The following is a 12,009-nucleotide window of genomic DNA, read 5'->3' on the forward strand; positions in this document are numbered from 1 at the left end:
GGACGCGGTGAACATTAGCCTTGCTGCAGCGTGCATGCGCTTACCGACTAAGTGCCGCCATGCCTCAGCAAGTACTTCACCAGGGGCGCGCCGCGGCTGACGCAACGGCGGGTCGATTTAGGCTACCACGTCCATGCAGGTTGCATTGCTGCGCCAATTCTGCCGCCGTGGGCCGTTGCTTGCCAGACGAAGATCTGCGGCGGCAATGGCGCTGACGATGCCCATCTCGCGATATCTGTTCTATGTCGGCGGTACGTTGCTCGCGATGCTCTTCGTTGCGGATGCCCTGGTGCCGGATCGGCCTGCCGTACGCGGTGAAGCTGCGCGCTCCGCCACCATCCGCATCCATTCCGATTGGAAATTGCCGGAGCGGGTCGTTCTCGACACGAGCCGGCCCACGATTGTCGCAACCGACATCGCCAAGGTCGAGCTTGGTGCCCTGCCGGGCGCCGACTTCCAACAGACGCGCGTTCGCGAGGCCTTTGCTCAGCTCGGACCGCTCGATGCCGAACGACCGCCAGCGCGTTCGTCGGCAAAGGCTGATGCGAAGCCGCAGCGTCAAAACAAAATTGTGAGGAGGCACATCGAAAAAAATATCCGGCTCGTCGCGCGGCCGCCGCAGTACGGCTGGTTTGGTAACCAGGTTTGGTGAGCGTCTCCGATGGTCGCATCTTCGGAGTGGGGCGCCCGCCATGATACTGTCAACGAGCGCACGTCGAGGCATTGCCCAATCAAACGTCCTCAAGATCGGGAGTAACTGACATGAGTGAAACGTTAAGGTCTGGACGGGTCGATCGTCGCGAGGCGTTTTCGTTGCTCGGATGGGCCGCTGTACTCGGATTGGCGACATCCGGCACGTTCCTGTTCGGAACAGAAGCGCCGGCGCAGACGATCGGCATGGAGCGACGCCAGGAGAGGCGGGGAGCCCGCCACGAGCGGCGTCAGGAACAGCGCACGGGGCCAGACTGAACGCCGTCAGGAAAGGCCGAGAGGGCGCACGGAGCGCCGCGAGAGCGGCGCAACTAGGACGTCACATGATCTTACCGATCTTCATTTGCCGACAGATGTCCGCTTGATTGAGATCCGGAAGCTGGCGGATGCCGCAAACCTGGTACGTCACGTTCGAGGTGCACAAGCGCGGGACCTTGCCGAAGCGGCGAAGTCCCCGGGAAACGCGCACATTCGAGAGCGAAGCCGAGGCGCGGACCTTCGCGCGAGAGAAATTCAACGAGGGATTGATCGTGTTCGCAGGCACGCTCAATCCTTTTTTGCCGCGACGGTTGATTCCCTCGAGCGACATTCCGTCCTGGATCGAGCAAGGCCGAGGCGACGAGATTACCGGCCCCGATGCCAAGCGCGACCCGGAGAAATAGGCGGGCCATCACGGTGGTTGATGCGGATGACTGGAGGTGACTCGGAGCGGACGGCTGCCTTTCGGCCAATTCGGATACTGGCGCAAGTCGTTCGACTCCGCGGGCGAGGCAAACCGAAGCCTGGTTCGAAATGTCTTGAGTGTTGCCATTTTGGCACGTGGAGTTTGCGGCCTCGCCCGTAGAGTTTCAGCTGGAAGTTGGGGGATGATTGCAATGCAACAAGCCGCCGTTCGAGCAATCAAAAAGCGGCCGGCAAGGAGAGAGCATGATGAAAAGACTTCTGCTGACAACAATTGGCCTGGTGGCGTTGGCCATGGGACCCGCCATGGCTGCCGATATGGCCGTGAAGGCGCCGCCTCCGGCACCGATTATTCCGATCTACAATTGGACGGGGTTCTACATCGGCGGCAATGGTGGCTGGGCGCAGAACCACAACTGCGTGGATTTCCTTGACGCGGCCGGCGTCGCCGTCGCTTCCGGCTGCCGCGATCGATCCGGTGGCGTCATCGGTGGCCAGCTTGGCTATCGCTGGCAGGCCAGCCAGTGGGTGTTTGGTCTGGAGGCTCAGGGCGATTGGGCGGATCTCAGTAACCAGCGCGTCAGCCTGTTCGATCCGACGCTCTCCACGCGCGCCAAAACGAGCGCCATCGGCCTCTTCACCGGCCAGATCGGCTACGCCTGGAATGCGTCACTGCTCTACGTGAAGGGCGGCGCGGCGGTGACAGACAACCGGCTGAGCGTCCTTGATACTGCGTCCGGCGTCGAACTCGCCGCGCAAAGTGCGACCCGTTGGGGTGGCGTCATTGGTGTTGGATTCGAGTACGGCTTCACCCCGAATTGGTCGGTGGGGCTCGAATACGATCATCTGTTCATGGGGCACCGGAATAATTCGTTCACGGTCGCCGATCCGCGCCTTGCCGCTTTTGTGAACGACCGGATCACCCAGGACGTCGATATGCTCACCGTGCGCTTCAACTACCGCTTCGGCGGGGCCAACCCGGTCGTCGCAAGGTACTGAGCTCTCCAGGGTCTGACGTCTTCAGGGGGCCGGCAGTCATGTCGGCCCTCATTTTTGTGGCCGTACCGCGCAAGCCAGTCAGCGCCTGTCGGCGCGATCGACCGGACCGCCGCGGTTGGTCGGAGTGCCGGGCCGCACCGCTTCCCGTGCGGCAGCGCGTGCGACGGGACGCACTCCCAACACGACGCCTGGCCTCGCGACGCAATGCGCCGGATAGTCCACGTTTTGGCAGTATATAATGACGTTGGCGCTTTCAGGACTCGCGAGAACCAGCTCGGTCGTCATGAATGCAGCTGCTAGTCCGATGCGCCTCCTCTGTTCGAAACCGCAAGTCGATGTCAGCGCTCCTGCCTGCGTGCTGATCCAGATCAATGGAGGTATCGCGCTCGCGCTGCCATTGCGCCACGGCGACAACAAGAGCGCGTGTGCTCGAGAGAATCCGAGGCAAATCTACCAGCCGGAATAGTAGCTCCGCCTCGCGTAGTAGCCGCCATAACCGCCATAGCTTCCGTAGGCGCTGTAGGCACTGGGCGGACAATAATCATAGCCGTATCCTCCGCCGTAAGAGGAGTATCCGCCGCCGTAGTAGGGATATGCACCATAGTAGCCGGAGCTTGCGATCGCGCCACCGACGACCGCCCCCGCGACCACTGCGCCGGCGCCCCAGCCACGGTAGCCTCTAGATCCGTAACCTCTGTAGCCATATCCGACGCCGCGATACCCCAAGCCACGATAGCCCAATCCCGCTCCGCGGTAGCCTCCGCCCCATCCGCCGCGATAACCCCAGCCTCCGTAGCGCACTTTCATCACGTCGTTATCAAGCGTGGCTCTCATCGCGCCAACATTGGTGGGCAAAGGCGCTGCTTCGCTTTCGGGTACGGAAATCATGGCGCTCGCGACAGTAAGAAATGCTGCCAATGCCCCTTTGATGAACCTCATAATGTCCTCCACCGCGTTGAAATCTCGACTGACCGGCGAGGGAGGGATTCCGTCGCGCCGGCGGCATGACCGTGCATATGAAATGTTGCGATCGTTACAGTGTTTGAGGCCAAGCGTGAGCTGAACCCGCCCGGACTTCAGCTGTAGGAGAGCCGCGACGCTTGATCTGGATCAAGCCAGCTGAGCGAGAGCAGGGGCTAGTTCGCCTCAGCATGCGCGGCATGAGCTGAAGGCGAGTCCGTGAAAACACTCCGCCAGATATTCTCCGGAGACGAGATCATCCAGCTTCTCATCCGGCTGGGGTTGCTGGGGCTGTTGCTCATCTGGGCGCTCCTCCTGGTCCGCCCATTCGTGCCCATATTGGCCTGGAGTGTCGTGCTTGCCGCTGCCCTTAATCCGGTGTTTCGGCGCCTCAGTGACATTCTCGGTGGCCGACCGAAGCTTGCAGCAACGATCCTTACTCTCGTCAATCTTGCTGTTGTGATCGGACCCGCGACCTGGCTGGGCATGGGCGCGGTCGACGGGATCACCGATCTTGCCGCCCAAATGACGGCTGGCGAACTGCACGTGCCTTCGCCGCCGCAGTCTCTCAAGGATTGGCCCGTCATCGGCCCTCAGCTCTTCGATCTCTGGGACCAAGCGACGACCAATCTCCGATCGCTCTTGCGCGCTGTGGTGCCCTACCTGAAGCCATTCGCGGCGACCCTGCTCGGATTTGCAGGCAATGCCGGGGTAGGTACGGTCAAGTTTCTACTGTCGGTGGCGGTGGCCGGGGTGCTGTTTCCGTATGGACCTCAGCTCGTGGGGGCGGGGCGCAGCTTTCTGTCGCGCGTCGTGCCCGACCAGAGCGAGCACTTTCTCGACCTAGCAGGTGCCACGATCCGTGCTGTGGCCCAAGGCGTGATCGGCGTCGCCATCATCCAGGCATTGCTGGCGGGCATCGGATTCAAGCTGGCCGGCATCGCCAGCGCGGGGCTGCTGGCATTTGCGGTGTTGTTGTTGTCGATCGTACAAATAGGCGGCGCTATTGTCATCCTGCCGGTCATCATCTGGATCTGGACCGACAAGGAATTTCCGATCGCGCTCCTGCTGACGGTGTTTTTCGTGATCGTTTCGGTTCTCGACAACATCCTGAAACCACTTGTCATGGGCCGCGGCCTGACCACGCCAGCGCTCGTGATCCTGATCGGGGTGATCGGAGGAACCCTCTTCCATGGGATCATCGGCCTCTTCATCGGACCTATCATCCTATCTGTGGTCTGGGAGCTGACGGTGGCCTGGATTCGTACCGAACGTGCCGTGCCGGCGAAACTGGCGATCGAGCTTTGACCCATATCAATTCGACCGAGCCTTTCAGGTAAAGCGATACAACAACGAGGTCGGAACGTGGTGGTGGAAATGTCTGGCCCGCCTGGTCCAGCTGCTGTGGCCACCGGTGCTGATGCAGGGCTTCGACATGCTCCGACGAGTGCGACGTGAGTGCCATGGATACTATCCTTGTCATCGATGCCGGCTCTTCCCGCCTCAGGTTCCGGATCTATTCGATCGAAGGAGAAGGAAGCCTGCGGCAACAGATCAAGGGACGGATCGACGGGATCGGGCGTTGCCCGCGACTGCAAGCGAGCAGCGCCGGCGGCGATCCGCTTGCCAATCGCGCCTATCCGATCGACGCAGTGCCGGATATTCCGGCCGCACTGAACATTGCAGGCATCTGGTTGCGGGATGAGCTTCATATCAGCCCCATCGCCGTCGGGCACCGCGTCGTTCACGGCGGTACGGAGCATGACCGGCCGGTCCTGATTGATCAGGGGATGCTGGCTCGCCTGGAAGGACTGACGGCGTTGGCGCCGCTTCATCTGCCGCACAATCTGGCGCCCATACGAGCGATCCTGGCTGACTTCCCAACGCTCCCGCAGGTCGCCTGCTTCGAGACCGCATTTCATCGAACCCATGCCGCCGTGGCCGACCACTACGCGATCCCTCGTGGGCTTCATGCCGAGGGCGTACGGCGCTACGGATTTCATGGCCTCTCCTACGAATACATCGCGAAGACCTTGCTGAGAGTTGCGCCGGAAATCGCGATGGGACGCGTGATCGTCGCGCATCTCGGGAGCGGCGCATCAATGTGCGCCCTCCATGGAGGACGGAGCGTCGAGAGCACCATGGGCTTTACCGCGATTGACGGACTGCCGATGGAAGCGCGACCAGGGCAGATCGACGCCGGAGTTGTGCTTTATCTCATCTTGGAGAAGGGAATGGCGGCGTCCAAAGTGCAGGAGTTTCTTCACGGAGATTGCGGGTTGAACGGCCTCTCGGGTCTCGGCGGCGATATTCGTCAGCTCGAGGCAAGTGAAGATGTCAGCGCGAAATTTGCGATCGACTATTTCGTTCACTGGGTCGGGCTTAACGCCGGTATGCTCTTGGCTGCGTTGCAGGGGCTCGATGCGTTCGTCTTCACCGCCGGGATCGGCGAAAGCTCCGCGTCGATCCGTTTGCGCGTGGCGGAGCGGCTCGCATGGCTCGGTGTCGAGCTTGATGTGGCGCAGAACGCGCGGCAATCGCAGCTGATATCGTCTTCAGCGAGCCGCATTCCGGTTTACGTCGTGCCGTCCGACGTGGATCTCATGATCGCGAGACACACGTTGGCGCTGCTGATGAACAGCAGCGCGACAGCATCAAAGGGGGCATCGTGATCGGTTCTGCTTGATCGGGGTTGCAGTCAAACGTAGAGAGCTTTGGTGGTCGGCGCTTGCCGGATCATCGGACGACTTCTTCGATGTCCGCGCTAGGAGTGCGCAATGGCGGTCCAGTTCCTGCTCGGTACCTTGATCAGCGTGATCAACATCATGATTCACGCGCTGGTGACCGTTGCGGCCATCGACATCGCTCGTACCGCTGGCTTGAAGCATACGGCGCGGCCCCGGTCGCACCTGATGGCCGTGATGGTCACCACTGCTGTCATTTTGATGGTTGCGCACACTGTCGAGGTTCTCATTTGGGCGCTCGCCTATGCGACGGTCGGCGCGGCGCCTTCGGGGAGCGATCTGCTATATTTCACCTTCGTGAACTACACCACGCTCGGCTATGGGGACATCACGCCCGCCGCGGGGTGGCGGCTGACGGGACCCATGACAGCGATGAACGGCATCCTGATGTTTGGTTGGTCAACCGCAGTTCTTTTCGAGGTGCTGCGCAAGACGGTGGAGCATCTTGCGGCGATCGCGGCGCCACAGTCTAATTCTGGAGATCGAGGCTAGCGAGCTTCAGCCTGTCCAGCAGCACGATCTGGCGCTGAGTGTTTCCGATGAAGCCGAGGATACCGAGCTCATGCAACCGCGATAGTGCGCGGGAGACGGTTTCCAGCGTTAATCCGAGATAGTCGGCGATATCACGCCGCGACATCGGCAGCGCCATGATCCCGGCCGCCGTCAGCCGCTTGTCCATCTCGATCAGGAAGGCTGCGACCCGCTCCAGCGACGTCTTGCGGCCGAGCAGCAGCATGTGGTCTTCCGCATGCTGAAGGTTGGTCGTGGTCATGCTCAGCAGGTTGCGAGCCACCACGGCGTCGTCCTGCGCGACCAGCTCGAGACTTTGGCGCCTCACGAGGCGAACCGTGGTGTCGACGATCGCTTCCGTCGTGAACCTGTGCGCGCTGCCGTTCTCCAGCCCGAAGATGTCGCCCGCAAGATGAAATGCGCCGATTTGGCGTCGGCCGTCCGACAGGAGCTTGTAGCTTCGCACAGCACCCTTCTTCACCTGATAGACGTACTCCGCGGCCTCCTTTTCGCCGTAGACTTCCGAGCCCTTCTTATAGGTAAATTCGTTTAAACTGATGATTGGATTTGACTCGGTGTTTAGCCCGAGCTCCCGGAGCGAATGAAGCGGCGAAGAGGCGTCGGCAGCGGTGCGAACGAACATGGCCAACTCCCGAACTGATGGTGGCGCGATATTTCCATGGCCGGGAGTAAGGAGCCGCCGAAAATCCGCTTCCCGCGAGGGTTGTTTAGGTCATAAGTGGGGTTTTCAACCATTGTCTGTAGGTGCATTGTACCAAGGTACAGGTAGGGTTCGATGCGCTGGATTGAGAACCCGTCAGAGTGTCTGTCAGATGGTGCGGCAATATGCCGAAAACGGACGCTCCGTTCGCGGTTGTGGCATCCCAATCTGGCTGCTTTGCTCAGGCATTAACGGCACGTCTGGTTTCTGCATTTGAAGTACCCGTCGAGGGAGAAAAATTTGCCCGGCTTCGTTTATGTCGTGGACGACGACGCATCCTTCCGGATGGCGATCCAGCGTCGACTCAAACTGGCCGGGTATGAAGTTGTGACCTACGCGTCCGCGCAGCAGCTACTGGATGATCCGCCAGGGTCCAGCCATCCGGGATGTATCTTGCTTGATGTGCAGCTTCCGGGCCTGAGCGGGCCGGAGTTGCAAACCTCGCTCCTCCAATGCCAGTCGCCGCTGCCCATCGTCTTCCTGACCGGACATGCCGATACCGCGACGACGGTCCGTGCGATCAAGGCCGGCGCGGAGGACTTTCTGACCAAGCCGGTATCGTCAGAACAGTTGATCGATGCGATTGAGCGCGCGATGGCTCAACAGGAGGCGGTGCGCAGCCAACAGAGCAAGCTCGATTCGCTGCGTTCTCGCTTGACGTCTCTGTCGCGGCGTGAACGACAGGTGTTCGACCTGATCGTACGCGGCAAAATCAACAAGCAGATCGCCTATGAGCTTGGAACGACCGAACGTACGGTGAAAGCGCACCGCCACCAAGTGATGACTAAGATGCAGGTACTGTCGTTTGCCGAACTGGTGTCCGCTGCCGAGCGGCTCGGTCTTCTGGATTCGGAAAAGGCGTAGTGCAGGCCTATTTTCGTGCGCTTCGTCAGGTCTGCGGTGAGACCTGTACGATGGGCCAATATGAAATGTTATTGACATAGTTCGGCCTGGACCGCCTACATACCGGCGTCGTTAGCCGTCGGATTAGCGCAGGAACCATTGCCGCGTAGCGTCGTTGCGACGCAAGTGCCGGGTTTCCAATCAGAAAGACGGGTCCATTGTTTGCACGTAAGTCGATTTACGTCGTGGATGATGATTCATCGATGCGCCGAAGCTTGGAGCGGCTGCTTCGGAAGCACGGCTTTGATGCGGTTGCTTTTGATTCCGCCGACGCGCTGCTTCGTTATGGCTGCATCGACGAGGCGTGCTGCATCGTTCTGGATATCAATCTGAACGGAGAGTCGGGCATCTCACTCCGCCGCAGGCTCGCTAGCGAGGGTGCCACGACCCCCATCATCTACATTACCGGCAACGACTGCCAGGCGAATCAAGTGGCCGCGATTCAGTCCGGGTGCGCCGCCTATCTGGCCAAGCCCTTCGCGGCAAGTGCACTCATCGACTCCATTGAACGCGCCTGCGCCGGGCATAACTGATCTCGCCGTTGCTCACTCCTCGATATCCTGCTCCAGCGTCTGAGCGGGCGCGCCATTGTGAGCTGAGGCGAATTGTGCCAGCGGCAACGATGTCGTCAGAGACAGAAGATTGGAATCGGTGACCTCGAGCACCAGCGCCTTGCCGGCTTCCATGTCCTTGACGAACTTGGCATCGGCGGCGTCGGCGGCGATACAGGCATTGCTCAGGCACCAGGTGTAGGGCAACGACTGGGAATGTCCCTGATCGACGGTCAGCTTGGCAGGCCGTTGCAGATACATCCCGACGGGGACAAACACTTGTAGCCGGGCAGTGGGGTCGGCGTCACGCTCGATCAGGTCCACGCGCACCGCCATCTGGCCCGTTGCAAACTTGCCGGTGATCGAGGTCCGGCACAGCATCGGCGCACCGCCGGGCTTGACGCAAAGCTTCCGCCAGTCGCCATACGTGATGTCTCTGGCTTCGCGCTGTCCGCGAGGCGCGAGTTCGGTGGGTTTTGCCTCGCGCGCATGCTGTTGCGCCGCAGCATTCTGGGACGAAGCGGGTGCGGCAATAGCCGTTGCGAACAAAAGCAACAGATGGGCTCGCGTAGGCTTACGTCGCGGCTTGAGAGCAGGGTTGATCATATTGCGCCTCCAGGCGTCGGCGTCTGCGGCTACTTTTGCGCATTGAGGAATTTTTCGACCAGTGGTGACCACGTCGCGATCGTGTCGGGCGAGCCGATGAAGAAATGCCCTTCGTTGCCAAAGGGCGGCATCAGATGATATTCGGCCCTGCCGCCGGCAGCGGTAAAGGCGTCATGCATGCGCTTCGACAAGGCCGGACCGAAAAACGTGTCGTTCTCGATATAGAACCACAGCATTGGCACCCGCGAGGTTCGGCCGAAATCGGCAGTTGCTTCGACCAGCTTGTCCGGTGCGCAATTGTTGTTGGGTTTGCCGTCGACGCGCCCGCCGCGTCCTGCGGCGAATGTGATGATTGCCTTCACCTGCGGTGGGTTTGCGCTCGAGAGCGCAATGGACGCCCAGCCGCCCGCGGACTGTCCGACGACGACCACGTCCATCGGCAGAACGCGTTTCTCGGCCACCATGTAGTCGATGATCCAGAGATCGACCTGCGCCACCGCACGCCCGGCGTCGTGGAAGTTCGGATTGGTGCAGTTTCCGACCTTGGAGAAGAACGGTCCATAGAGACCGTGCTCGGGAATATCGATCGCGGCTGCGCCGTAGCCGGTGCCGACTGGTGCCACCACGAGGTAGCCGCGCTTGGCAAACCACTTGGCGGCGTCGCGGAACTCCACCAGCGGGAAGAAGCTGCGATCGACGGCCTTGAGCGACACGCCGTGGTTCATGATCGCCAGCGGGAAGGGGCCGTCGCCGACGGGCCGCACGACATAGGCGAACATCGGCAGCGGTAGCGGCAGGGCCCACATCTCTTCCTGGATCGGGACATTGTCGTCGGCGCGTACAGGGGCAAGAAAGCAGGCCGAAATGCTCAATGCCGCCGCCAGGTAGGTCACTGTTGACCGCAAATTCACGCGCGCCTCCTTCAACCGGCGAAAGTGCTGGCCACGATGATCGGTCCAAGCACGGTCAGCACAACATTGCCGACAGCGTAAGGCACGGCGACCCCGAGCACGGGCGTCTGGCTTTCTGCAACTTCGCAGGCGCCGGTAACGGCGGCGTCGACGGTCATGGCGCCGGCCAGCGCGCCGCAGATGATGACCGGGTTCATGCGGAGCACGCGATGGGCAAACAGGGTCGTCACGATCAGCGGCACCAGCGTGACCACCAGGCCCATGCCGACCAGCAGCATGCCTTGCGACTGGATCGCGACCCAGGCTGCGTGGCCGTTGCCGAGCCCGATCGCCGCGATGAAGCCGCCAAGGCCGAGATCGCTCAGCGTCTGCTGCGCTGCGGGCGGCATTGCGCCCATTGTCGGCCGCCGCGAGCGTAGCCAGCCGCAGAAGAGCCCCGCAATCAGGGCGCCGCCGCCACCTCCCAACGTCAGGGGCACCGACCCGATCTTTACGCTTGCGAGACCGGCGAGCAGACCCACGGCGATGCCTGCGGCAAGGAATGCAATGTCGGTGCGATCTTCGGAGCGCAGAATCTGTCCTACATGCGAGGCGGCGCGCTCGATGTTGCGGGTGCTGCCGACCAGCGTCATGACGTCACCGACATAGACGCGGGTGTCCGCGCTCAAGGGGACTTCACGTCCCATTCGCGTCAAGGTTCGGAGGAACACGCCTCGTGCGGCATCGCCGACACGATCGGCCACGTCCTTGACGGAGCGGCCATGGAGCTTGCGATTGTCGACAAGGACGTCGATCACGTTGCCCGGAAGCGCCTTCAGGATCTCATCGGCGTCGATTTCTGTGCCAACAATCGGTTTTGCGGCGACAATGGCGGCGGTGCGTCCCGCAATGACGATGTCGTCGCTCACTTGAAGGACGGTGTCGCGATGCGGCTCGACATCGGCGCCCTGGCGCACGATCCGCTCGATCACGCTGCGGCTGCCGATCTCGTCTTCGACGGCGCCGACGGTCCGTCCCGCCGCTGCCGACACCCGGTACGCGCGCGCCTGGAATTTTCGATAATGCAGATTCTCATTTTGTTGCGGGTTGCCACCCGAAAGCTCCGCCTCGAGCTTTGCAGCTTCCGCTTTCAGATCGATCCCCATCAATTTCGGCGCGACAAACGGCACGTACAGCAGCGTGAGGATATAGCCGAGCACGTAGGTGACGGCGTAGCCGGCGGCGATATTGGCGTCCTGCTGCTGCAGCACCTCTTTGGCCAGTCCAAGCTGGGCTAGCGCGCCAGATGCGGTGCCGATGACCGACGACTGTGTCAGAGCTCCCGCTGCAAGACCGGAGGCGGTGCCGGGACCGAGCGCGAACACATGGGCAAATACGAGAACGATGATGAGGCCGGTACCACCAAGCACGAGCGCGAGCGCGACCTGAGCCAGGGTCCGGATGCTCAGCGAGGCAAAGAACTCGGGTCCGGACCGGTAGCCGATCGTGAACACGAACAGGCTGAAGAGAATGACCCTGAGCAGGGAAGGAAACGTGAAGGTGCCGAGCTGCCCGATCAGGACGGCAACGATGAGCGTGCACGCCGTGGTGCCGATCGAAAAGCCGCGGATCCGGACGCGGCCAAGAATGGTCCCGAGCGCGACTGACAGCAGCAGGAAGATTTCCGGAGCGGCGGAGATGATCCATCTGACCGTGCTCATGGTGCAGGCCCT

General features: G+C 61.5%; 13 protein-coding genes. 8 read left to right on the forward strand and 5 right to left on the reverse strand.

From position 1 onward, the window contains the following. The first annotated feature begins 133 nt into the window (after nt 1-133). From N551_RS0125555 to N551_RS0125565, 3 genes are all read left to right on the forward strand, one after another. Nucleotides 134-652 carry a hypothetical protein gene (locus tag N551_RS0125555; protein ID WP_245287849.1) on the forward strand — a complete coding sequence of 173 codons (519 nt, stop codon included), beginning with the start codon at nt 134-136 and terminating at the stop codon, nt 650-652. A 445-nt stretch (nt 653-1,097) separates the two neighbouring features. Further along, the gene (locus tag N551_RS0125560; RefSeq protein WP_027569331.1) at nt 1,098-1,373 is read left to right on the forward strand and encodes a hypothetical protein; all 276 of its coding nucleotides are present in this window, start codon (nt 1,098-1,100) and stop codon (nt 1,371-1,373) included. 265 nt (nt 1,374-1,638) lie between these two features. Further along, nucleotides 1,639-2,391 (forward strand): outer membrane protein, encoded by a 753-nt coding sequence (locus N551_RS0125565; RefSeq protein WP_035962339.1) that lies wholly within the window; start codon nt 1,639-1,641, stop codon nt 2,389-2,391. 450 nt (nt 2,392-2,841) lie between these two features. On the opposite strand, the gene N551_RS0125570 is transcribed toward N551_RS0125565, so the two are convergent. Next, nucleotides 2,842-3,225 (reverse strand): hypothetical protein, encoded by a 384-nt coding sequence (locus N551_RS0125570; protein WP_245287850.1) that lies wholly within the window; start codon nt 3,223-3,225, stop codon nt 2,842-2,844. A gap of 345 nt (nt 3,226-3,570) precedes the next feature. Between N551_RS0125570 and N551_RS0125575 the strand changes: the two genes are divergently transcribed. The 3 genes from N551_RS0125575 to N551_RS0125585 all read left to right on the forward strand — a co-directional run bounded on the left by N551_RS0125575 (nt 3,571) and on the right by N551_RS0125585 (nt 6,587). Next, nucleotides 3,571-4,659, forward strand: coding sequence for an AI-2E family transporter (locus N551_RS0125575; RefSeq protein ID WP_027569334.1), 1,089 nt, complete (start codon nt 3,571-3,573; stop codon nt 4,657-4,659). A gap of 155 nt (nt 4,660-4,814) precedes the next feature. Beyond that, entirely contained in the window at nt 4,815-6,023 is a 1,209-nt protein-coding gene (locus N551_RS0125580; RefSeq protein WP_027569335.1) for an acetate/propionate family kinase, read from the forward strand. 105 nt (nt 6,024-6,128) lie between these two features. After that, nucleotides 6,129-6,587 carry a potassium channel family protein gene (locus N551_RS0125585; protein WP_027569336.1) on the forward strand — a complete coding sequence of 153 codons (459 nt, stop codon included), beginning with the start codon at nt 6,129-6,131 and terminating at the stop codon, nt 6,585-6,587. Here the strand turns inward: N551_RS0125585 and N551_RS0125590 are convergent. Continuing rightward, nucleotides 6,565-7,248 (reverse strand): helix-turn-helix domain-containing protein, encoded by a 684-nt coding sequence (locus tag N551_RS0125590; RefSeq protein ID WP_027569337.1) that lies wholly within the window; start codon nt 7,246-7,248, stop codon nt 6,565-6,567. The two genes, N551_RS0125585 and N551_RS0125590, sit on opposite strands and share 23 nt — an antisense overlap. A 318-nt stretch (nt 7,249-7,566) precedes the next feature. Between N551_RS0125590 and N551_RS0125595 the strand changes: the two genes are divergently transcribed. Together N551_RS0125595 and N551_RS0125600 are read left to right on the forward strand one after the other, a co-directional pair. After that, complete coding sequence (locus N551_RS0125595) at nt 7,567-8,190, forward strand: response regulator transcription factor (RefSeq protein ID WP_027569338.1); 624 nt, start codon at nt 7,567-7,569, stop codon at nt 8,188-8,190. Nucleotides 8,191-8,387: 197 nt separating this feature from the next. Further along, a complete protein-coding gene (locus tag N551_RS0125600; protein WP_027569339.1) occupies nt 8,388-8,762 on the forward strand; it encodes a response regulator transcription factor in 375 nt (124 codons plus the stop codon). A gap of 12 nt (nt 8,763-8,774) precedes the next feature. Here N551_RS0125600 and N551_RS0125605 read toward each other — a convergent pair whose 3' ends face one another. The 3 genes from N551_RS0125605 to N551_RS0125615 are packed head-to-tail and all read right to left on the reverse strand — an operon-like array spanning nt 8,775 to nt 11,997. Further along, entirely contained in the window at nt 8,775-9,386 is a 612-nt protein-coding gene (locus tag N551_RS0125605) for an invasion associated locus B family protein (protein ID WP_051462906.1), read from the reverse strand. A gap of 29 nt (nt 9,387-9,415) precedes the next feature. After that, a complete protein-coding gene (locus tag N551_RS0125610) occupies nt 9,416-10,291 on the reverse strand; it encodes an alpha/beta hydrolase family protein (protein ID WP_371180136.1) in 876 nt (291 codons plus the stop codon). Nucleotides 10,292-10,308: 17 nt separating this feature from the next. Continuing rightward, complete coding sequence (locus N551_RS0125615) at nt 10,309-11,997, reverse strand: transporter (RefSeq protein ID WP_027569342.1); 1,689 nt, start codon at nt 11,995-11,997, stop codon at nt 10,309-10,311. Between the last annotated feature and the right edge of the window lie 12 nt (nt 11,998-12,009).

The sequence above is a fragment of the Bradyrhizobium sp. URHA0013 genome (assembly GCF_000518345.1).
Taxonomy (GTDB): domain Bacteria; phylum Pseudomonadota; class Alphaproteobacteria; order Rhizobiales; family Xanthobacteraceae; genus Bradyrhizobium.